General features: G+C 59.2%; 21 protein-coding genes, 1 pseudogene and 1 riboswitch. Of the genes and pseudogenes, 16 read left to right on the forward strand and 6 right to left on the reverse strand.

Translation table 11 applies throughout. The annotated features are described in order from the left end of the window. Window positions 1-34 precede the first annotated feature (34 nt). Window positions 35-1,096 carry an HD-GYP domain-containing protein gene (locus tag J8G15_RS15695; protein WP_240538322.1) on the reverse strand — a complete coding sequence of 354 codons (1,062 nt, stop codon included), beginning with the start codon at window positions 1,094-1,096 and terminating at the stop codon, window positions 35-37. A 332-nt stretch (window positions 1,097-1,428) separates the two neighbouring features. Next, on the reverse strand, window positions 1,429-1,947 hold the full coding sequence (locus J8G15_RS15700) for a flavin reductase family protein (RefSeq protein WP_210543248.1): 519 nt from the start codon (window positions 1,945-1,947) through the stop codon (window positions 1,429-1,431). 248 nt (window positions 1,948-2,195) lie between these two features. Here J8G15_RS15700 and J8G15_RS15705 point away from each other — a divergent pair, with 248 nt between their 5' ends. Further along, window positions 2,196-2,873: a DUF2817 domain-containing protein gene (locus J8G15_RS15705; protein WP_240538323.1), complete on the forward strand. Its 678-nt coding sequence runs from the start codon at window positions 2,196-2,198 to the stop codon at window positions 2,871-2,873. Window positions 2,874-2,988: 115 nt separating this feature from the next. Here J8G15_RS15705 and J8G15_RS15710 read toward each other — a convergent pair whose 3' ends face one another. After that, complete coding sequence (locus J8G15_RS15710; RefSeq protein WP_210543250.1) at window positions 2,989-3,648, reverse strand: DsbA family oxidoreductase; 660 nt, start codon at window positions 3,646-3,648, stop codon at window positions 2,989-2,991. A 111-nt stretch (window positions 3,649-3,759) separates the two neighbouring features. On the opposite strand from J8G15_RS15710, the gene J8G15_RS15715 reads away from it, so the two are divergent. Then, window positions 3,760-5,238 (forward strand): SulP family inorganic anion transporter, encoded by a 1,479-nt coding sequence (locus J8G15_RS15715; protein WP_210543251.1) that lies wholly within the window; start codon window positions 3,760-3,762, stop codon window positions 5,236-5,238. An 11-nt stretch (window positions 5,239-5,249) separates the two neighbouring features. Next, window positions 5,250-6,107: a universal stress protein gene (locus tag J8G15_RS15720; RefSeq protein ID WP_210543253.1), complete on the forward strand. Its 858-nt coding sequence runs from the start codon at window positions 5,250-5,252 to the stop codon at window positions 6,105-6,107. Window positions 6,108-6,254: 147 nt separating this feature from the next. On the opposite strand, the gene J8G15_RS15725 is transcribed toward J8G15_RS15720, so the two are convergent. Beyond that, a complete protein-coding gene (locus tag J8G15_RS15725; protein ID WP_210543255.1) occupies window positions 6,255-7,619 on the reverse strand; it encodes a chloride channel protein in 1,365 nt (454 codons plus the stop codon). Window positions 7,620-7,741: 122 nt separating this feature from the next. Here J8G15_RS15725 and J8G15_RS15730 point away from each other — a divergent pair, with 122 nt between their 5' ends. From J8G15_RS15730 to J8G15_RS21935, 8 genes and pseudogenes are all read left to right on the forward strand, one after another. After that, the gene (locus J8G15_RS15730; protein WP_240538324.1) at window positions 7,742-8,488 is read left to right on the forward strand and encodes a 4-hydroxy-tetrahydrodipicolinate reductase; all 747 of its coding nucleotides are present in this window, start codon (window positions 7,742-7,744) and stop codon (window positions 8,486-8,488) included. 89 nt (window positions 8,489-8,577) lie between these two features. Beyond that, complete coding sequence (locus tag J8G15_RS15735) at window positions 8,578-9,066, forward strand: MarR family winged helix-turn-helix transcriptional regulator (protein WP_210543258.1); 489 nt, start codon at window positions 8,578-8,580, stop codon at window positions 9,064-9,066. A gap of 294 nt (window positions 9,067-9,360) precedes the next feature. Continuing rightward, the gene (locus J8G15_RS15740) at window positions 9,361-9,879 is read left to right on the forward strand and encodes a cytochrome b (protein WP_210547620.1); all 519 of its coding nucleotides are present in this window, start codon (window positions 9,361-9,363) and stop codon (window positions 9,877-9,879) included. A gap of 20 nt (window positions 9,880-9,899) precedes the next feature. Then, window positions 9,900-10,472, forward strand: a complete 573-nt coding sequence (locus J8G15_RS15745; protein WP_210543260.1) for a YceI family protein — start codon at window positions 9,900-9,902, stop codon at window positions 10,470-10,472. Window positions 10,473-10,536: 64 nt separating this feature from the next. Beyond that, window positions 10,537-11,109 carry a YceI family protein gene (locus tag J8G15_RS15750; protein ID WP_210543262.1) on the forward strand — a complete coding sequence of 191 codons (573 nt, stop codon included), beginning with the start codon at window positions 10,537-10,539 and terminating at the stop codon, window positions 11,107-11,109. A 325-nt stretch (window positions 11,110-11,434) separates the two neighbouring features. Then, window positions 11,435-11,545, forward strand: coding sequence for a Tar ligand binding domain-containing protein (locus J8G15_RS15755; RefSeq protein WP_210543263.1), 111 nt, complete (start codon window positions 11,435-11,437; stop codon window positions 11,543-11,545). A gap of 12 nt (window positions 11,546-11,557) precedes the next feature. After that, window positions 11,558-11,974, forward strand: a pseudogene (locus tag J8G15_RS21930) (Tar ligand binding domain-containing protein); the annotation flags it as partial. Then, window positions 11,966-13,078, forward strand: coding sequence for a methyl-accepting chemotaxis protein (locus J8G15_RS21935; RefSeq protein WP_370627551.1), 1,113 nt, complete (start codon window positions 11,966-11,968; stop codon window positions 13,076-13,078). The pseudogene J8G15_RS21930 and the gene J8G15_RS21935, both read left to right, overlap by 9 nt. Before the next feature lie 28 nt (window positions 13,079-13,106). On the opposite strand, the gene ald is transcribed toward J8G15_RS21935, so the two are convergent. Both ald and J8G15_RS15770 read right to left on the reverse strand, forming a co-directional pair. Beyond that, window positions 13,107-14,222 (reverse strand): alanine dehydrogenase, encoded by a 1,116-nt coding sequence (gene ald / locus J8G15_RS15765; RefSeq protein ID WP_210543265.1) that lies wholly within the window; start codon window positions 14,220-14,222, stop codon window positions 13,107-13,109. Window positions 14,223-14,388: 166 nt separating this feature from the next. Further along, window positions 14,389-15,578 (reverse strand): IS3 family transposase gene (locus tag J8G15_RS15770; protein WP_210542005.1). Its coding sequence is split into 2 segments (ribosomal slippage): window positions 14,389-15,320 and window positions 15,320-15,578, totalling 1,191 coding nucleotides; the frame shifts between segments, so codons are not numbered across the junction. A 359-nt stretch (window positions 15,579-15,937) separates the two neighbouring features. Next, window positions 15,938-16,055, forward strand: a riboswitch (guanidine-I (ykkC/yxkD leader). A 56-nt stretch (window positions 16,056-16,111) separates the two neighbouring features. Between J8G15_RS15770 and J8G15_RS15775 the strand changes: the two genes are divergently transcribed. From J8G15_RS15775 to J8G15_RS15795, 5 genes are read left to right on the forward strand one after another with little or no spacing between them, the layout of a single operon-like run. Then, entirely contained in the window at window positions 16,112-17,119 is a 1,008-nt protein-coding gene (locus J8G15_RS15775; protein WP_210543267.1) for an ABC transporter substrate-binding protein, read from the forward strand. A gap of 10 nt (window positions 17,120-17,129) precedes the next feature. Next, on the forward strand, window positions 17,130-17,909 hold the full coding sequence (locus J8G15_RS15780; RefSeq protein WP_210543269.1) for an ABC transporter permease: 780 nt from the start codon (window positions 17,130-17,132) through the stop codon (window positions 17,907-17,909). 5 nt (window positions 17,910-17,914) lie between these two features. After that, a complete protein-coding gene (locus tag J8G15_RS15785) occupies window positions 17,915-18,757 on the forward strand; it encodes an ABC transporter ATP-binding protein (protein ID WP_210543271.1) in 843 nt (280 codons plus the stop codon). Next, window positions 18,754-19,488: an urea amidolyase associated protein UAAP1 gene (locus J8G15_RS15790; RefSeq protein WP_210543273.1), complete on the forward strand. Its 735-nt coding sequence runs from the start codon at window positions 18,754-18,756 to the stop codon at window positions 19,486-19,488. The genes J8G15_RS15785 and J8G15_RS15790 overlap by 4 nt, the downstream gene beginning before the upstream one ends. Next, window positions 19,485-20,138 carry an urea amidolyase associated protein UAAP2 gene (locus J8G15_RS15795; protein ID WP_210543275.1) on the forward strand — a complete coding sequence of 218 codons (654 nt, stop codon included), beginning with the start codon at window positions 19,485-19,487 and terminating at the stop codon, window positions 20,136-20,138. The genes J8G15_RS15790 and J8G15_RS15795 overlap by 4 nt, the downstream gene beginning before the upstream one ends. Window positions 20,139-20,202 lie beyond the last annotated feature (64 nt).

Below are 20,202 nucleotides of genomic sequence, written 5' to 3' on the forward strand. Positions count from 1 at the left end.
TTATCCCTTGCCTTGGCCGAGACAAGGTGACCGCCTATTCCGGAAAGAGTTCCGGGTTGGCCTTGACGACGGCCTTCAGATGCTCAAAAACCTGTCCATCAATGGCAGTCCCCACGGTCTCGGCCATGATTAAGAGCGTTTTTTCGACCGGAATGGCGCCGCGGTAAGGACGCACCGCCGTGATGGCGTCAAAAATATCGGCCATCGTGATGATCCGGGTTTCCAGCGCAATTTCCGCGTCTTTGAGTCCCAGTGAATAACCCTTGCCATCGAGCCGTTCATGGTGGGCCGATGACACACGGGCCAATTCTTCAAAGATGTTGATTTGCCCGAGAATCGTTTGGGTGTAGGAGGCATGCCGCCTGACAGCGGCCCATTCGGCGTCATCAAGCTTGCCCGGTTTGTCCAGAATCGTGTTGCTCACCCCGAGTTTGCCCATGTCGTGCAAGAGCGCGCCGCGTTTGAGCCAGCGTCGACGCGACTCGGGTAGGCCAAGCGACTCGCCCAGCAGCGCGGTGTACAGCCCCACCCGGGCACTGTGGCCGGCGGTGTAAGGGCTTTTGGCGTCCACCACCTTCCCAAACGCTTCGGCGATGTCGTCCAGGTAGTCCTCGTCCAGCTCGGATTCCTGATCGCCCGGCTCCATGGCAAACACCCTGGACTCCACCTCGGGTGAGTTCAGCATGGTCCAGAACGCCTTGTCCTCAGCCACGGCCAGGAGGGTGTCCACCAGATTCGGGTCAAACCACTTGCCGCTGCGCTGACGAACCTCACGCAACGCGGCGTCTCGGCCATCGGAGCCGTTGATGAGGTCGATGACCTGGGACATCAGCGCAATGCGAGCGTAGACGGGGATCGCGTCGCCTTGCAAGGCCATGGGGCGACCCTGGCCGTTCCAGTGCTCGTCCAATGAGTGAATGCCTTGGGCGACGCCTTCTGAGAATCGCAACTGGCGGGCGATGTCGGCGCCACGGGTGCAGCGGGTTTGAATCAACTCTTGGGCGATATCGTCGCCGTTGGTCAAAATGCCCCCCAGTGCTTTGAGACGGTCTTTCAGCCCTGAGGCTGGCCCGGTGTGGCGCAGTACAAAGCGCAAGACTTGCGGCAGGGTGCCATCGACCCACTTGAAGTCACGCTTAAAACTCAGGTCATCGGTTAGATAGAGCTCGCAAATGCGAGAGGCATTGCTGCTGCAGCCCAGATCTTTGAGAAGCAGGGTGTAGTAAAGCTCTCAGATCGGACTCGGGCAATCGAAGCCGCTGGCCAATGTGCATACCAATCCAGCAGCAGCGCACGCAGTGGCCCACAGGCTGGCCTTCGGTGATGTCCAGTGCATGACTCAGCGCCCCGATGAGTTCCGACAGTTTGATCGCCTGCATGAATCCTACCTTTTTATTCGCCTTGGCCTGGTGCGGCCATCACTCAAGATCAGAGCGGGTGCTCGGCATAGAACTTGCCACCGTGGTAGAGCAAGGGAGAGGCGCCTTCGCGGCGCGTACAACGCTCGACCTCACCTACAAAAATGACGTGGTCGCCCTCTTCGTAGCGGCTTCGGTTGAAGCATTCGAAAGAGGCCGCCGCACCGGCCAGGATGGGGGCGCCGCCGGCGCCGTCCTCAAACGCGACATCGGCAAAACGGTCCACGTTTTTGCTGGCAAAGCGCAAGGCCAGCGTCTGCTGGTCGGCGCCCAGCACATTGATGGCGTAGTGCGAGCCCGCCCGAAAGGCCGGCAAAGACGCAGCGGCACGGGACAGGCTCCACAACACCAACGGAGGGTCAAGCGACACCGAGTTGAAAGAGTTGGCGGTGAGTCCGACCAATTCGCCCTTTTGGGTGCGTGCCGTGACGATGGTGACGCCGGTGGCGAACATGCCCAGCGCCGTGCGGAACTCGGCGTTGGAGAAACTAGGCGGGTTCGCCCGCAGGCGTGATTCAGACAAAGACATGCCGGCAATTTAACCGATATCAAGTGACTCTGAGCCGCGCACTGGCATTGAAGGTGGGGGAATAAAATCGGCCAATGCGCCTTTTTCTCCTTTCACTGCCTTTAATTGCCAGTGGTCTCTTTTCAAATCCGGCCAGAGCGGCAGGGCCTTGTGCGGACTTTTATGCGCGACTCCCCAATGTCTCGCGCGCCTTGTGCAACGAGGCTTTGCTGAAACCCAGCCACGCCCGCAGCGTCAAGTGACGGACCTTGTACACCCGGGACGTGCCGGTTGAAAATGCCCGGCGCCGGGTGCTGGTGGTGGGCGCGATGCACGGTGACGAGTTGTCGTCAGCGTCGGTGGCTTTGCATTGGATCAAACTTTCCCAGGCCGCACAGAAACAAAGTCAAACCCACTGGTTGTTTATTCCTGCCTTGAATCCGGACGGGCTGCTGAGCCGGCCGTCCAGCCGCGTCAACGCGAATGGCGTCGACCTCAACCGCAACTTCCCAACGCCTGATTGGGAAAAAGAGACGGCTGAATACTGGGACAAGCGCGTTCGCAAGGACCCGCGCCGCTGGCCGGGGAAGACCTCTCTGAGCGAGCCCGAATCCCAGTACCTGTATGACGAAATCAGGCGCTTTCAGCCGCACCTGATCGTCAGCATCCACGCGCCGTATGGGGTGCTGGATTTCGATGGCCCGGTTCGGGCGCCCGACCGCCTGGGCCATTTGCACCTGAATCAGGTGGGCATCTTCCCGGGCTCATTGGGTAATTTTGGCGGCGTGCAGAACGGCATGCCAGTGGTCACCGTTGAGCTGCCCAATGCGCTGAAGACTCCCACTGACGTTGAAATCAAGCGCATGTGGAGTGACTTGCAAAATTGGATGGAAGGCACCATTACGCCCACCGTCACGGCGAGAGCGCCCTCGCCCACGGTTCGCTAGATCGAGTCCGGAGAGCCATTCAGCCCGCCTTTTCAGGCCCGTTTTGGCGCAACACTGAGTGAGCCGGTCAGTGCAGGGTCGGGTCGCCGGCATGTCCCCTGCGCGGTTTGCGGCCTCATTCCTGGCCGGCGACGGCCTGTTGCATCGCGGCCAGAAGAGTCTCTGGGTCTTGCGCACCAGATACACCAATGCTGCGGTTGAAAATAAAGAAGGGGACACCGCTGACCCCGAGTTGTCGGGCTTCGGCATCAGACTGCGCCACGGCCGCGAGTTGATCGGGGTTGGTGACGAAGGCGCGGGCATCGTCGCCGTTCAGGCCAGCTTCCTCGGCGATTTCGGCCAGCACATCCACATCGCCAATGAACCGGTTTTCCACAAAATAGGCTTTTAGCAAGCGCTCCTTGATGTCCCCGCCATCTGCATCACCGGCCTGGGCAAAGGCAATCAGGGCGTGAGCCGCCAACGTGTTGGGCTGCAACTCGATGCCGTCGATGTTCAGCGGCAGGCCCACACTTAACCCGGCCGCACGAACCCGGTCGTAAACCTCAGCGGCTGCCTCAGCGCCTCCAAATTTGTTTTCGAGATAGTCCTGCCGGGAAATTCCCTCGCTCGGCAAGTCGGGGTTCAGTTGAAAAGGGTGCCAGCGGACGACGATATTGGGCAGATCAGCGGCCTCGGGCAACGCCAGCGCGGCTTCCAGCTTGCGTTTTCCGATGTAGCACCAGGGGCAAACGACGTCAGACACCACGTCGATGGTGAGGGTAGGAGAGTTCATCCACAAATTGTAGGATGCACCCCCTCTATTCGCTTGACCTGTTAAGGTCAAGGGTTATCCCTCTATTTGCTTCTTCGCGGCGGTCCGGCTTGGTCGGGGTCGCTTTTTCATATGATTTACTCTTCTTTTCGCCAAGACTGGCTGTCCAACCTTCGCGGTGATGTGCTGGCCGGCTTGGTTGTGGCCCTGGCCTTGATTCCCGAGGCGATTGCCTTCTCCATCATCGCGGGCGTGGACCCTAAAATTGGTCTCTACGCCTCGTTCAGCATGGCGGTGGTGATTGCCTTTGCGGGCGGGCGACCCGGCATGATTTCCGCTGCCACCGGAGCCATGGCGCTGGTGATGGTGACCTTGGTCAAAGACCATGGCCTGCAATACCTTTTGGCGGCCACGGTTCTGACCGGCCTGCTTCAGATGGTCGCGGGTGCTTTCCGTTTGGGAGTGCTCATGCGATTTGTTTCCCGCTCGGTGATCACGGGTTTTGTGAACGCGCTGGCGATATTGATCTTCATGGCGCAATTGCCGGAGCTCACCAATGTGAGCTGGGTGGTGTATGCGATGACGGCGGGCGGTCTTGCCATCATCTATGGCTTGCCCTATCTCACCAAGGCGGTGCCCTCGCCGCTCGTCACTATTGTTGTTCTGACGGCCATCGCCATGGTGATGAATCTTGATATTCGCACCGTGGGAGACATGGGTCAGCTGCCCGACAGTCTGCCCATCTTCTTGCTGCCAGATGTGCCGCTCAACCTGGAAACGCTCAAGATCATCTTCCCGTACTCGGTCACGCTGGCCGTGGTCGGCCTGCTGGAGTCGATGATGACCGCGTCCATTGTGGATGAGTTGACCGACACCACAAGCAACAAGAACCGCGAATGTGTAGGACAGGGCGTCGCCAACGTGGCCACCGGTTTCATTGGCGGCATGGCGGGCTGCGCCATGATTGGTCAGTCGGTGATCAACGTCAAATCTGGCGGACGAGGGCGTCTGTCCACACTGGTGGCGGGCCTGTTCCTGTTGATTTTGATCGTTTTTCTCGGACCCTGGGTCAAGCAAATCCCCATGGCCGCGCTGGTATCCGTGATGATCATGGTCAGCATTGGTACTTTCAGCTGGGACTCGATTCTCAAGCTGCGTGAGCACCCGCCAAGCTCCAGCCTGGTGATGTTGGCAACGGTGGTCGTGACCGTTTTCACACACGACCTGGCCAAGGGCGTTTTCGTGGGTGTGTTGCTCTCCGGGATTTTCTTTGCCAACAAGGTGGGACGCGTGCTCCGCATCGATCGTGCCAGCGACGCCGAGGGCCGCGTCCGAACCTACAACGTGATCGGGCAGGTTTTTTTCGCCTCCGCAGACACATTTATCGCGGCGTTTGATTTCAAGGAAGTGGTGGAGAAAGTTTGCATTGACGTGAGCAAGGCCCATTTCTGGGACATCACGGCCGTCAGCGCACTGGACAAGGTCGTGCTTAAATTTAAACGTGAAGGCGCCGAGGTGGAGGTGATTGGTTTGAATGAGGCCAGTGCCACCTTGATGGACCGATTTGCCGTCCATGACAAACCAGGCGCTGTTGAACAACTCATGCACTGAAGGAGAAAAACATGAACAAGGTTTATGCCTGCATTGACGGATTGGCCAGCACCGCTGCCGTGATCGATTGGGCCGCCTGGTCGGCGCAGCGGTTGGACACGCCGCTTGAATTTCTCCATGTGCTGGAGCAGCAGCCTGACCGAGCCGCCTTTGGTGACTACAGCGGTGCCATCGGTTTTGGCGCGCAAGAGTCCCTGCTGCTCGAATTGAGCGAGTTGGATGCCAGGCGCAGCAAGTTGGCTCAAGAGGCGGCAAGGCAGATACTGGCCTCAGCGAGAGACAGGGCCATGGCCTTGGGCGTGACCCGTTTGGATGGCCGAATGCGCCACGGCGAATTGGTGGACACCCTGCAGGACGTCGAAGCGGATGCACGGCTGTTTGTCTTGGGCGAGCACTACCATGCCACACAGCCCTCCCTCCTTCACCTGGATCATCATGTAGAGCGGGTCATTCGCTCCGTCAAACGTCCAGTTCTGGTCGCCACTCAGGAGCAGTTTGATGCGCCGAAAAGCTTTGTGATCGCCTTCGACGGCAGCCCCACGGCTCGAAAAACAGTTGAAACCGTGGCGGCCAGTCCGTTTTTGCGCGGCCTTCCCGCCGTGGTCGCCATGGCTGGCACGGACAGCGACGCAGCCCGGAAACATTTGGAATGGGCTCGCCAAACGCTGACAGCCGTCGGCTTCAGCGTGACGGTGGCACTGGTGCCTGGCGAGCCAGAGCAGGCATTGCCTGAGGTGATAAGGACGAAGGAAGCTGGATTGCTGGTGATGGGTGCCTATGGCCACTCGCGCATTCGCCAATTGATTGTTGGCAGCACAACCACCACCTTGCTGCGTCTCAGCGAGGTGCCTGTGCTGATTCTCCGGTAGGACCTACATTGAACCAATTCAGATTTTGAGCTCTCTCAGGGTTATCCCCGTCTATTTTATTAATTTGCGCAAATAGAATGCAGCTAGCGGTTCTTGCACAGCAGCAAGAACAGCCTAGCGAGTTGGAGCCCTTCGGGGCTCCTTTTTTTATGTCTTCACTTTGGCCGGTGGAAGCCGCAGCAACTGCATACCCGCCAGAGACGGGTACAAGGGCGCGCTGACGAGGCGTGACACGCCGGAGGCGACCATGGTCGTGGCCATCAGGCTCAGCACCAGCGCATGGCCGTCAATCATCTCCATGACAATGATGAATGAGGTGAGTGGTGCCTGGGTGACGGCGGCCAGAAAGCCCGCCATGCCCAGCGCGATCAGGGTTGGCGCATTGGGGTAAGACATCAATTGGGCAATGTCATTGCCTAGCGCGCCGCCGATGGCCAGGGAGGGTGCGAAGACCCCGGCAGGCACGCCAGCCCAAGTCGTGATCCAGGTGGCAATGAATTTCAGCAGCACATACAGCGACGACGCGTCGCCATTGCCTTCGAGCATGTTGCGAGTGTGGTCGTACCCGCTGCCGTAAGTGTCGCCATGGGTGAGGATACCCAGCACGGCAATGGCCAGTCCGCAAGCAGCGGCAAAACGCACCGGTGCTTTTTGACGCCACCGGCTGAACCAGTCATTAGATTTTCCGCCCAAGGAAACAATCAGCAATCGAGAGAACAGGCCGCCCGCCAGGCCACAGCACACGGCCACCAGCAAACCGGGCAGGATCAGGGCCACACTAAGGTTTTGAACGCGGATCACGCCAAAGTAAGTCGAATTGCCGTAAACCGAGACGGCCATCAAGCCGCCGAGAACAATCGCTGCCAACAACAAGCCATTGCTGCGTTGGCCGGGGCGCCGGGTCAGCTCCTCAATGGCAAACATCACGCCACCCAGCGGGGTGTTGAACGCCGCCGCGATACCTGCCGCACCGCCGGCCAGGATCATGCCGTGCTCTGACACGCGGGAACGATCGGGCAGCCAGCGGCGCGCATGGTGCATGACGCCTGCGGCAATTTGTGCGGACGGACCCTCGCGTCCCAAAGACAGACCCGCCAGTAGCCCCCATGTGGTCAGAAACATTTTGGCCAAAGTCAATTTGATCGAGACAAATAACGCCCGGTTTTCTCGATGGACTTCGGGCTCCAGGGCTGCCATCACCTGCGGAATGCCAGAGCCGGCAGCACCTGGCGCAAACTTCTGCGTGAGCCAGACGATGGCTGCTGTGGAAAATGGAATCCAGATCAGCGGGCCCCACCAGTAGCCCACCCGAAACTCGGTGAAATGCTCAAATGCGGTCTCGGTCATCCAGGTGAAGGCCACAACCGTGAGACCGGCTATTGCAGCGAAGGCCAGAACCAGGCCGCGGCCAGTCCATAAGCGCCAGTCGTACAACTCTTCCTGAATAGCAGAGAAAACGGAGGGGTGGGGCGTGACCGCCGAGTGGCTGGAGAGGTCGTGTTCGTTATGCAAGGCGGTGTCTTCGTGCTTGTGTCAAAAACCGTTCATCCAATATCAATATGATGGGATGCAGTCAGTTGAATGTAATCGCCAAAATCAAATGCTGGAAGCGATTTATGAAAAGGGAATCAGTCATGATCAAAGTCGGCCTAATGGGTTACGGCAAGGCCGGTCAGGCAGTGGCCGAGGTGTTCCATGCTGACCCGAGTTACCAATTGTGCTGGATTACGCGCCGCACCACAGCAAGCGCCGGGGAAGTCCACGCCGCAACCGGTGTTCCTGTGATGGGACTTGATACGACCTCGATGGGGAGCCTGCTCGATGCGCATCCCGTGGATGCCATCGTGGATTTTTCGAACTCGGAGGCGCTGTTGAGCTACGGTGAGGAAGTGCGACAACGCCAACTGATGTTGGTCAGCGCCATTTCGTCCTACACGCCGGAGCAACTCCAATACGCCCACACGTTGGGGCAATCGACCCGTGTTCTTTGCTCGCCCAATATGACAGTCGGCATCAATTTTTTGATTCTTGCCGCCAAATTGCTGCGCACGATCGCCCCGTTTGCGGACGTTGAAATTCTGGAGCAGCACTTTCGAGGCAAACCCGAGGTGTCTGGCACCGCGCGCAAGATTGCCGACACCCTGGAGGTGGATGCCGATCGAATTACCTCCTTGCGGCTTGGCGGCATCATTGGCCATCACGAGGTGATTTTTGGCTTTCCTTATCAAACAGTTCGCCTCATTCACAACTCGATTGAACGCAAAGCATTCGGGACCGGGGCGGTTTTTGCATTGGGTGAGCTGCTGAAATGTGAGAACGGGTTCTACACTTTTGACGATCTGTTGATGAAGCTGGTGCGCAGTCAACTCGCTCTGGACTGACCCGAGATGGCCATTGCGCTTGGCCACTTCGAGCGGCATATTGAATTGCGCCCTATCATTCCCACCTCCCGAACCTCGACGAACCCACCATGCCCAGCGCCAAAGCCATCACCCCCCCTTCCGTCAACACCGCTCAGGTTCTGCGACGTTTTCGCGTGGTTTTCAATACGGTGCGGGGGCATTTCCAGCAGGTTGAAAAGCAGGCCGGAGTTGGGGGCGCGCAGGTATGGGCGCTGAGCGTGGTTCGGGACCAGCCCGGCATTGGCATGGGCGGCTTGGCCAAAAGCATGGACATTCACCAGTCCACCGCCAGCAATCTGGTCAAGGCCCTGCAGAAGAAAGACATGCTGAGCATGACCAAAGCCGTGGTGGACAGGCGCAACGTGGAAATGAAAATTCTGCCCGCCGGCCTGGCTGTGTTGGCCAAGGTGACCGGGCCATTTGAAGGCGTTTTGCCGGAAGCGCTGGGCCAATTGCCTTTGGCGACGTTGACCCGCATGGACGGGGATTTGCTGGAGTTGATCCGCCTGCTCAATGCGGATGAAAAGGCGGGCGGCATCCCGCTTGGGCAGCTCTGAGTCGTTATCGGTCTTGTAAAGACTGAACCCCGCCTTACTCAAGTCGTTGCCGCTGCACTGCGCGGCTCAGTGGCATTCGACATGGCTTCGCCTTGGGGGGCCGAGCAAGTCTCTTTTTAATTCAAAATATTTGAATTCAGGCTACAAGCAAAGTGAACTTGTTTGCATTGGACGCTCTCTAAACTTGGTGGACATCACGGGCTCAAGCCCGTTTTAACCTTCAGGAAGAGAATTTTGAGCCCTACGCCCCGCTCGTTGAACGACAAAGCCACCCGGCGCTACAGTCCCGTTGCCATGGCCTTGCATTGGCTGCTCGCGCTGGGCATCCTCGGCCTTTTTGCGGTTGGCCTCTACATGGCCGACCTGCCGTTTTCTCCCTGGCGCCTCAAGCTGTACAACTGGCACAAATGGGCCGGTGTGACAATTTTGGCGCTGTCAATCCTGCGCTTGCTGTGGCGTTTCACCCATCGCCCGCCCGCCTTGCCTGAAAAAGTGTTGCGAAGCATGCCCACTTGGCAGACCCGCGCTCACCACGCCACTCACCACCTGTTGTACATCCTGTTCTTTGCGGTGCCCTTGATGGGTTGGGCGTACAGCTCAGCGGCTGGTTTTCCGATTGTCTGGTTTGGCCAGCTTCAGTTGCCTGACTTGCTCAGCAAGAACAAGGAAATCGCCGACTTGATCAAACCGCTGCATGGCTACGCGGCTTGGGCACTGGTGGCGCTTGCTTCGCTGCATATTGCGGCCGCCCTCAAACACCACTTTATTAATCGCGACGGCTTGCTGCATCGCATGCTGCCCACCCGCGACTGACACCACTGAAGGAATTTCCCATGACCAAGACCTCGTTTCTATTGCCTTTGTTGGCCACAGCCATGGCGGCCGTTGCCTTGCCCGCCGCCGCACAGCAAAAGCTCCTGCCCGCGCAAAGCGAGATTCGCTTTGAGTTCAAACAAATGGGCGTGCCCGTCGAAGGCCGCTTCAAGAAATTTGACGGCCAGATCAGCTTTGACGCAGCCAAGCCCGCCGCCAGCAAAGTGGCTTTCACCGTGGACATTGCCAGTGTGACCCTCGGCTCCGCTGAGATCGATACCGAGTTGCCCAAGGCTGAGTGGTTCAACACCGCCAAATTTCCACAGGCCACCTTTGCTTCGTCCTCCTTCAAAGTCTTGGGCGCTGGCAAGTACGAAGTCGCTGGCAAGCTGAGCATCAAGGGCATGCAGCGCGACGTGGTCGTGCCGCTCACCATGACCCAAGCTGGCGCTGTCACAACCGCCACGGGCGCGTTCCCGATCAAACGACTGGGTTTCAAGATTGGCGAAAACGAGTGGGCTGACACCTCCATGGTCGCCGACGATGTTCAAGTCAAATTCAAACTGGCGCTCAACGGCGTTGGCAAGCTCTAAGCAAAAGTTTCACAAAATTCGCCCCTGTTTTTCAACCTTTTCACTGTCACCATTGGAGATTTCTATGCGCCTTTCCGCTTTATCCTTCGCCGCCGCTGCCCTGTTGGCCGGCACCGCCCAAGTTCATGCTGCTGACTACGCCATTGACCCGACCCACACCTTCGCATCGTTTGAGATCGGCCACTTCGGTACCTCCACCAATCGCGGCCGTTTTGACAAAAAAGAAGGCACGGTCCAGTTTGATCGCGCCGCCAAAACCGGCAAGGTTGAGGTCGTGATTGACATCACCTCCATCAACACCGGCACTGCCGCGTTCAACAAACACCTGCAAAGCGCCGACCTGTTCGACGCCGCCAAGCACCCTACCGCCAAGTTTGTGTCCGATAAGTTCAGCTTCAACGGCGACAAAGTGTCTGAAGTCTCCGGCACCCTGACTTTGCTGGGCAAGACCCAGCCCGTGACGCTCAAGTCCACTGGCTTCAACTGCTACGACAGCCCGATGCTCAAGCGCGAAGTTTGCGGCGGTGATTTTGAGACCACCATCGACCGCACCGCGTTCGGCATGAACTACGGCGTGGATTGGGGCTTCCCGAAAAACGTTCGTATTCTGGTCCAGATCGAAGCCGTCAAACAGTAATCCTGTTGGTGCACCCAAGTGGTTCGGCCCAAGGGCGCTGAACCACTAGGCTGGGCTCATTGAGCGCCAGCTTTGTCACAGTGTCTCTGTGATTTCCCCTGCTCCCCCAACCCATTCGCAGACCCTTTGACAGGCCACTGCGCCATGGTGGCTGCGGCCTATCCCCCAAATGGGGGGTAGACGTACCTGAATCCAACGAGTACTTTCAAGACAGGTGCTGGTCGAGGCAATTTGCCGCGACCGGTTTCTGTTGCGCTGGGCGCTCCGTCGGGTCGGGGTGAGTCTGTCACACCAGCGTTGGTTCGATGTGCTTCAAGGGGAAACAATGAACAGTCTGAAAATATCGACACGCCTTGGCGTTTTGGTGGGAGTGTTGATCGTGTTGCTGATCGCCCAAGGGGTTTTGGGGCTGTTTGGCATTGACCGCGCCAACTAGGCACTCAAACAGGTTTACGAGGAAAGGACGGTTCCGATTGGGCAGCTAGGTGAAATTCGGGCCTTGTTGCTCGGCAACCGGATTGCCATTACCGCCGCGCTAGCCACACCGACCCTCGCCATTCTGGCCTCCAGCATCGCCACCGTTGAGTCAAATGTGGCCGCAATCACAAAGCACTGGGAATCCTTCATGGCGTCACACCTGACGACTGAGGAGGAGGTCTTGGCAAAGACATTCGCCGCCGCCCGTGGGGCGTTTGTCAAAGAGGGAATCCTCCCCGCCCTGGCCGCCATGCGCACCGGCGACATGGGCAAGGTACAAACCATCATTGAGCAAAAAATCCGCGTTCTTTGGCCGCCCGTGGGGGCAAGTGTCGATCAACTGGTGACCTTCGAAATGGACGTGGCGAAGGGCGAATATGTGGACGCCAATGCGCGCTACTCGACGATTCGGTTTATCTCCCTTGCCTCAATTGTCCTGGGCTTGCTGTTTGCTGGCGGGTTCGGGTTCGTGCTGATCCGGTCCATTAACCGCCAATTGGGCGCGGAGCCGGGTGACGCCGTGCGGGTGGCGCAAGCTGTCGCTGCGGGGGACCTGAGTGGGCAGGTGGCACTCAGGGCTGACGACACAGGCAGCCTGATGGCGCAGCTGAATCTGATGCAGTACAGCCTGGTGAGCGTGGTGGCCAAAGTACGCAGCGGCGCAGAAGGTGTGGCCACCGCCAGTGCTGAAATTGCCCAGGGCAACCATGACCTGTCCTCCCGTACCGAGCAACAAGCCAGCGCCTTGCAAGAAACAGCCGCCTCCATGGAGCAGCTGAGTGCGACCGTGCGGCAAAACGCCGACGGCGCCAAGCAGGCCAATGAGCTGGCGGTCAACGCCTTCACCGTGGCGGCCAGAGGAGGCGAGGTGGTGGGGCAGGTGGTTGAGACCATGAAAGACATCAACCAAAGCTCCAGCAAGATATCCGACATCATTCAGGTGATTGACGGCATCGCCTTTCAAACCAATATTTTGGCCCTGAACGCCGCCGTCGAAGCCGCGCGGGCGGGCGATCAGGGGCGTGGGTTTGCGGTGGTTGCCAGCGAGGTCCGCAGCCTGGCAGGGCGCTCAGCAGATGCGGCCAAAGAAATCAAAGAATTGATCAACGCCAGCGTGGCCCGAGTCGATCACGGCAGCGCGCTGGTCGACAAGGCCGGTGCCACCATGACGGAAGTCGTGACCAGCATTCGCCGGGTGACCGACATCATGGCGGAGATCAGCGCAGCCAGCGCCGAGCAAAGTACTGGCGTGGCCCAGGTGGGGGAGGCCATCACGCAAATGGACCAGGCCACCCAGCAAAACGCGGCGTTGGTTGAGGAAATGGCTGCCGCCGCCAGCAGCCTCAAGTCTCAGGCGCAAGAACTGGTTGAAGTGGTGGCTGTGTTCAAAGTGGCGCCGCAAAGCGCCTCCTTGTCAGCTCTGCCATCGCGGCGCAGCCCAAGGCCAGAGCAGCTTGCCCTGTCCGGTGCTCCACGCCAAGCACTGAACTAGGGCCCTTGGTGGCCGGTTGGTCGACCGGTCACGCCTTGATGGCGTCGGCGCTCACGTAGTCGTAGCCCAGGTCACGTGCGACCGCTTCGTAGGTGACTTTGCCTTGGGCCACGTTCAAGCCGTGCTTCAGGTGCACGTTGTCTTTGATGGCTTGCAACCAACCCTTGTCGGCCAGCGCCACTGCGTGGCCAATGGTGGCGTTGTTCAAAGCAAAGGTTGAGGTGCGAGCCACCGCGCCCGGCATGTTGGCCACGCAGTAATGCACCACGCCGTCCACCATGAAGGTGGGGTCGGCATGCGTCGTGGCGTGAGAGGTCTCAAAGCAACCCCCTTGGTCAATGGCCACGTCCACCACCACGGCGCCTTTCTTCATGCGCGAAATCATGTCCCGCGTCACCAGTTTGGGCGCGGCCGCGCCGGGTATCAACACCCCGCCCACCACGAGTTCAGCATCCAGCACCGCCTCCTCCACGCTTTGGCCCGTGGAATACACCGTGGCAATGCGGTTGCCAAACACCAGGTCCAGTTGGCGCAAGCGATCCACGTTTTTGTCCAGCACCGTCACCCTCGCTCCCAAGCCCACCGCCATCTGTAGCGCATGCGTGCCCACCACGCCACCACCCAAAATCACCATATGAGCCGCCGCCACACCGGGCACACCGCCCAGCAACACGCCCATACCACCTTTGGACTTTTCAAGGTGCGCCGCCCCGGCCTGCACCGACATGCGCCCGGCCACCTCACTCATGGGCGCCAGCAGAGGCAGCCCGCCGCCTGGGCCGGTGATGGTCTCGTAGGCAAAACAAATCGCCCCGGACCTGACCAGTGCCTTGGTTTGCTCAGGGTCTGGGGCGAGGTGCAGGTAGGTGTACAAAATCTGCCCCGGGCGCAACATGGCGCACTCCTGGGGCTGGGGCTCTTTCACCTTGACAATCATGTCCGCCTGGCTGAATACATGGGCGGCGTCGGCCACCAGGTTGGCACCTGCCGCCTGGTACATCTCGTCTCCCAGGCCAATGCCGGCGCCAGCGCCGGTTTCCACCAGCACCTGATGGCCGCGTGAGGCCAACTCCCGCACGCTGGCAGGCGTGAGCCCCACGCGGTATTCATGGTTCTTGATTTCCTTGGGTAGTCCGATGCGCATGGCGTGTCTCCTTTTGTTTTTGGAAAGAACAGTGTGAAACAAGGTGACGCGATGGGGAATAGAGATCAGGCGTTTCTTCGGGGCATTCGCGGGGCTAATGGACAGGGGCTCTCACCCTGCGGGACAGTCTGACCTTGCCCCTGGAATCCGTATCCCATAACCGAGATCATGAGTTGGCTTGCTTGGGCTGATTAGCAAGCCAGTTTTGCTCGAACCGCACCGGGCTGACGTAGGCCAGTGTCGAATGCAGTCGAGTCCGGTTATACCAAAGCATCCAAGCAATCGTTTCATCCTTTGCCTCCCGCTGAGTCTTGAACTTCTGTCCGTATAACCGTTCCACCTTCAATGATCCAAACAGCGTCTCGCTGCAGGCGTTGTCCCAACAGTTGCCGCGCCGGCTCATTGAACTGGTGATGTCGTACTCCTTGAGCACTTCCCGGAAGTCCTTGCTGGCGTACTGACTGCCGCGGTCGCTATGGAACATCAGGCCAGCCTGCTTGCCCGGATGCCGCTTGAACCATGCCATGCGCAGCGCATCAATGACGATGTCCCGCGTCATTTCCTCTCGTAACGACCAGCCCACTACTTGGCGGCTGAACAGGTCAATCACCACGGCCAGAAACAACCAGCCTTCGTCCGTGGCGATGTACGTGATGTCACCCACCCAGACCTTGTCGGGTGCTGCCACATCGAACTCCCGGTTGAGCAGGTTGGGTGAGATCGCTAGATCGTGATTGCTATCGGTGGTGACCTTGAAGCGCCGCTTTCCCTTGGCACGGATGCCGTGCAACTGCATGAGCTTTTGCACGCGCTCTTTGCCCACACGGATGCCACGGGCAAGCAGCTCCTTCCAGGTGCGTGGCCAGCCGTAGCCGCCTCGCGTCTCGGCATGGATGGCCTTGATGTGCACCAGCAAGGCGTCATCGCTCAGGTGGCGGAGCTGGGCCGGACTGGCCAGTCGCACAAAGTGTTCGTGGTACCCGGCGATGCTCACCCCCAGTACGCGGCACTGTACCGAGATCGGCCATGTGCTGCGGTGGCGCTGGATGAAGGCGTACTTCAAATCGATCCCTTTGCGAAGTACGCCGTCGCTTTTCCCAGAATGTCACGCTCCATCTTCACACGCGCCAGCTCGGCCCGCAACCGGCTGATCTCCATCTGCTCGGCGCTGACCAATACCTTGCTGTCAGCTCCCTTGAGCTGGCCCTGGCGCTGCGCCTTGACCCAATTGAACAACGTCTGGTCGACCACTCCCAGCGTGCGTGCCGCGGCTGCAATGCTCTGGCCACCTTCGACCAGTCGAACTGCTTCTTGCTTGAATTCGAGCGTGTAGCGCGCTCTTGCTGTCTTCGTCATTTCCGTTCTCCTTGCGTGAATTTAAACACTCAGCAAGAGATACGTTTTTCGAGGGCAAGGTCAGTCCCTGTCCTTGCTTTGGTCATTGACATGTGCAATGTTGAACAACAATTTTGTTCTGACGCTGTGGCGCGCAAGGAGTAAATAGAGGTCTTCCATTGGCCCTGAGATCGCCCACCAACCGCCCCCGGACAATCTGTCCGCCCGCCGCACCATGTAGGCGCATCTAAATGGTGCGGGTTGCACCAACATTGCGCGCCAAATCCCCTGGGCGCAAGATTTTTGAGCCTGTTTAGGGAATAAATGTTGGCATGCCTTATGCATATGGATAGGGCGGGCAACCAACTCGGTTTGCTTATCAAAATGGACGCTAGGGTTCCGATTTCTTTTCACCAAGGAATGTCTGGTCCGAGAGCAGCCGGCCATCAGTGGCAATTACCACTGCGGGCTCCACGGCGGGACAAAAGCCCGGGAGATATCACTTCGTGACCGAGGTGGTCTCCCGCATTTGTCCCACAACCTGGAGTCCCCCTGTGTCTACTTCTCTCTTGTCGATTTCCAGTGCGCTAAAGCGCACCATTGCCAGTGCTTGCCTGGTGTTGACGGGTATCGGGGCGGCCAGTGTGTCCATGCCCGCCGCTGCTGAAGTCAAAGTCGGTGTCTCCGACTGGCCGGGCTGGGTGGCCTGGTATGTAGCGGAGCAAAAGGGATTCTTCAAAAAGAATGGTGCCGATGTCAAACTGGTCTGGTTTGCCAACTACACAGACTCGATAGGCGCCCTGTCCTCCGGCCAGCTGGATGCCAACTCTCAAACCTGGTCGGACACCTTGGGCCCCCTCGCTATGGGTTTGCCACTGAAAGCCATTTTGGTAAACGACAACTCGGCGGGCAATGACGCGCTGATGGTCGGGCCCAAGATCACCTCCTTTGCCCAGCTCAAAGGCAAGAAAGTGGCGCTGGAGCAGTTCAGCATCTCGCACTTTGTGCTCGCAACGGCATTGGCCAAAAACGGCCTGAAGTTGTCGGATGTCAAGCTTGTGAACCTGTCCGCTGGCGATGCCGCTGCTGCCTTCATCAGCGGTAAGGTGGACGCCGCCGTGTTGTGGAACCCCTGGGTGAGTCAAATTGAAAAAAGTGGCAAAGGCAAGCCACTCTTCACTTCGAAGGATATGCCCGGTTTGGTGCCCGATTTACTGGTCGCGCAGGAAAAGGCCATTCAAACCAAGCGCAAAGAGCTGGTTGGCATGATCAAGGCGTGGTTCGAAACCGAGAAATTCATCCGCGAACAACCCGCCGAGGCGGCCAAGATCATGGCCAAGGTGGTCGGCATGTCGCCCGAGGAGTACGCCGTTTTCCTGCCTGGCACCAAGTTCTTTGATGCAGCCGCCAACACCAAGGCATTTGACTCCAGTCAAGCCCTGTCTCTGACCCGCACCGCGCCGACGATTGCGGCCTTCCTGGCCCAACACAAGCTGATTGAAGGTACGCCAGATGCTGCCAAGGGCATCGACGGCAGCTTGCTGCAAGACGCCCTGAAATAGGTCTCGAACCATGTGGTCCATACGGCTGGCGATCTCACGTCGAAGTTATCTTTTGCTGGCGTTGGCCGGGCTGCTGATTCCCCTGATTGGCTGGGCGCTCCTTAGTATGTTTGCAGGGGTGAATCCGATATTTCTTCCAGGCCCCGCCAAAGTGGTGACACGCATCGGCACCTGGGCGATGGAGGACGACCTGTTGGGGGACGCCTTCATCAGCACGCTGCGCGTCGTCATGGGCTGGACGCTGTCGGCGCTGCTGGCCGTGCCGCTGGGCCTCTTTATCGGAAGCTGGCGAGCGGTGCAGGCGCTGCTGGAGCCGCTGACCGACTTCATTCGCTACATGCCCGCGGTCGCCTTCATTCCGCTGGTGATGCTGTGGGTCGGCATTGACGAGGGTGCCAAGGTTGCGATCATCTTTATTGGCACTTTTTTCCAGATGGTGCTGATGGTGGCCGAGGATGTGCGCCGTGTCCCGATGGCGCAGATTGAAGCCGCGCAGACCATGGGCGCGACCCGCCTTGAGGTGCTGGAAAAGGTCATCCTGCCATCTGCCAAACCGGCCTTGCTGGATACCCTGCGCATCACCATGGGTTGGGCGTGGACCTACCTGGTGGTGGCCGAACTGGTGGCTGCCAACTCGGGCCTGGGCTTTGCCATCCTGAAAGCCCAGCGCTTCCTGCAGACCGACAAGATCTTTGCCGGCATCTTGCTGATTGGCGTCATCGGCCTGGCCATTGACCAACTGTTTCGCCTGCTGCATCGCAAGTCGTTCCCCTGGATGCACGGAAGGTAAGCGCCATGAAAATCGAATGTAAAAGCGTCTGGAAATTTTTCGGGGATGAACCGAAGCGGACCACCGCGCTGCAAGATGTGAATCTGGACATTGCCAATAACGAGTTCATTACCCTGGTTGGTGCCTCGGGCTGTGGCAAGTCCACCTTGCTGCGCACACTGGCCGGGCTGGAAACGCATAGTCAGGGCGATGTGCGGGTCGACGGTCAGTCCATCACCGGGCCAGGGCAAGACCGCGCTATGGTGTTTCAGCACTACAGCCTGTACCCCTGGCTGCGGGTGATGGAGAACATCCGTTTCTGCCGCGAACTCGGCGTGCACACTCAAAACCGCAGCAGCGCCGATGTAGAAGCCGCCTCGGGCCGCTCGGATTCATTGTTGCGGCTGATGGGGTTGACGGCTTCGTCCCAGGCCTACCCCAACCAGTTGTCGGGCGGCATGCAGCAGCGTGTGGCCATTGCCCGTGCCCTCATGGGCAAGCCGCAAATTTTGCTGATGGACGAGCCTTTTGGCGCGCTGGATGCGCAAACCCGCGAGGTCATGCACGACCTCATCCTCCATGTTCACCGGTTGGAGCGCACCACCATCGTTTTTGTCACGCACGACGTGGAAGAGGCCATCTACCTCGGCCACCGTGTGGTGCTGATGGCGCCGCGCCCAGGCCGAATCGACTCGATCTATGAGGTGCCATTACCGGCCAAACGCGAGCAGGACATGAAGCTCTCACCGGAATTCACCCGTCTCAAGCGCCAGTTGCTGGACCGAATCCGTGAAACCTCTGGCATGAAAACCGACCTGGATCAACTAGCGCGGCTCACTCAAGTGGCCGAAGAAAGTAACCCCGAATGACCTCCATCCCTGCCAACTCCCTGCTGTGGGAAGAACAACTCCCCGGTGGCAATCATTGGTCTGCCCGCCTGCGCCGCGGCACCGTGCTGCGTCTGACCGACCTGCAAGGCGGCGCCAACGTAGCCGCGCTGTTTTACAACGCCGAGCAGCCGCTGGAGCGGTACAACATGCCAGACACCCTGAAGTCACAGCACACAGCATTCCTCACCGCCGGTTTTGTGTGCCAGTCCGACATGGGACGTGTGCTGTGTTCCCTGACCGCAGACAGTCTGGGCTGGCATGACACTTGGTGTGGCGTGAGCGACGCCGCCATGGTGCTCGCCAAGTACGGTGAAAAACGCTACCAGGCGCACCGCAACGCCATGCACCGCAACGGCCGCGACGGCTTGCTGATTGAACTGGCCAAGTGGGGTTTGGGCGTGCGCGATCTGGTGCCCAACGTCAACTTCTTCAGCAAAGTGGTGCCCGATGCCGACGGGGCGTTGAGCCATGTGCCCGGCCACAGCGTGGTGGGCAGCTATGTTGATCTGCGCTTCGAGATGGACACTCTGGTTGTGCTGAGCAGCGCACCGCACCCGCTGGATGCACGTTCCGATTACGCCCCTGCCGACATGCAGCTTAGCGCCTACCGCGCAGCGCCTGTCACGGCCGACGACGCCTGTCGCCTCAAATGCCCGCAAAACGGGCGAGCCTTCATCAACACCGAACGTTACTGTGGAGAAGCCGCATGAGCGCCCTGCTGGAAAGCCCATTGAACCCCGCGAATGCGGTGCTGGACCAAACCTGCCTCGCTGGCGACCCCTGGATGGCCACGGTGCGAGCCGGGCAAACCTTTCGCATCCTCGACCTCGAAGGCAATCAGGCCGTGGACACGCTGTTTTACAGCGCGGCTGATGCGTCAGAGCGTTACAGCGCGGCCGATACGATTGCCCGCAACGCGCAGCTCTACCTGGGGCTGGGCTCCAAGCTGTATTCCAACGCCGGCCGGGTGATGCTCGACATCGTGGCCGACACCTGTGGCCGCCACGACACGCTGGGCGGGGCCTGCTCCTGTGAGAGCAACACCGTGCGTTACGCGCTGGACAAACGCCCCATGCACAGCTGCCGCGACAGCTTCATGCACGCCCTGTGCCACTGTCACGAGGCGGCTGCACTGGGCATGAGCAAACGCGACATTCCCCCCAACATCAATTTCTTCATGAATGTGCCCGTTACCCCGGAGGGTCACCTGTCGTTTGCCGACGGCATTTCCGGCGCCGGCAAGTACGTGGAGCTGAAGGCGGCCATGGACGTAGTCGTGCTGATCTCCAACTGCCCGCAGCTCAACAACCCCTGTAACGGCTACAACCCAACGCCGATCCGGCTGCTGGTTTGGGATTGATTTGCTATTAAATAAGTAGCAATTTGCGCATGTTTCATATGCGCTAGCGGCCAATTTGGCTTGA

Origin of the sequence: Rhodoferax sp. PAMC 29310 (assembly GCF_017948265.1) — a bacterium.
In the GTDB taxonomy this organism is placed as follows: domain Bacteria; phylum Pseudomonadota; class Gammaproteobacteria; order Burkholderiales; family Burkholderiaceae_C; genus Rhodoferax.

Coding starts and splice junctions, on each gene's coding strand:
- J8G15_RS15700 (WP_210543248.1), bottom strand. CDS start 1,947: ATGTCTTTGTCTGAATCACGCCTGCGGGCGAACCCGCCTAGTTTCTCC.
- J8G15_RS15715 (WP_210543251.1), top strand. CDS start 3,760: ATGATTTACTCTTCTTTTCGCCAAGACTGGCTGTCCAACCTTCGCGGT.
- J8G15_RS15720 (WP_210543253.1), top strand. CDS start 5,250: ATGAACAAGGTTTATGCCTGCATTGACGGATTGGCCAGCACCGCTGCC.
- J8G15_RS15790 (WP_210543273.1), top strand. CDS start 18,754: ATGACCTCCATCCCTGCCAACTCCCTGCTGTGGGAAGAACAACTCCCC.
- J8G15_RS15785 (WP_210543271.1), top strand. CDS start 17,915: ATGAAAATCGAATGTAAAAGCGTCTGGAAATTTTTCGGGGATGAACCG.
- ald (WP_210543265.1), bottom strand. CDS start 14,222: ATGCGCATCGGACTACCCAAGGAAATCAAGAACCATGAATACCGCGTG.
- J8G15_RS15735 (WP_210543258.1), top strand. CDS start 8,578: ATGCCCAGCGCCAAAGCCATCACCCCCCCTTCCGTCAACACCGCTCAG.
- J8G15_RS15795 (WP_210543275.1), top strand. CDS start 19,485: ATGAGCGCCCTGCTGGAAAGCCCATTGAACCCCGCGAATGCGGTGCTG.
- J8G15_RS15750 (WP_210543262.1), top strand. CDS start 10,537: ATGCGCCTTTCCGCTTTATCCTTCGCCGCCGCTGCCCTGTTGGCCGGC.
- J8G15_RS15740 (WP_210547620.1), top strand. CDS start 9,361: ATGGCCTTGCATTGGCTGCTCGCGCTGGGCATCCTCGGCCTTTTTGCG.
- J8G15_RS15755 (WP_210543263.1), top strand. CDS start 11,435: ATGAACAGTCTGAAAATATCGACACGCCTTGGCGTTTTGGTGGGAGTG.
- J8G15_RS15730 (WP_240538324.1), top strand. CDS start 7,742: ATGATCAAAGTCGGCCTAATGGGTTACGGCAAGGCCGGTCAGGCAGTG.
- J8G15_RS15780 (WP_210543269.1), top strand. CDS start 17,130: ATGTGGTCCATACGGCTGGCGATCTCACGTCGAAGTTATCTTTTGCTG.
- J8G15_RS15745 (WP_210543260.1), top strand. CDS start 9,900: ATGACCAAGACCTCGTTTCTATTGCCTTTGTTGGCCACAGCCATGGCG.
- J8G15_RS15710 (WP_210543250.1), bottom strand. CDS start 3,648: ATGAACTCTCCTACCCTCACCATCGACGTGGTGTCTGACGTCGTTTGC.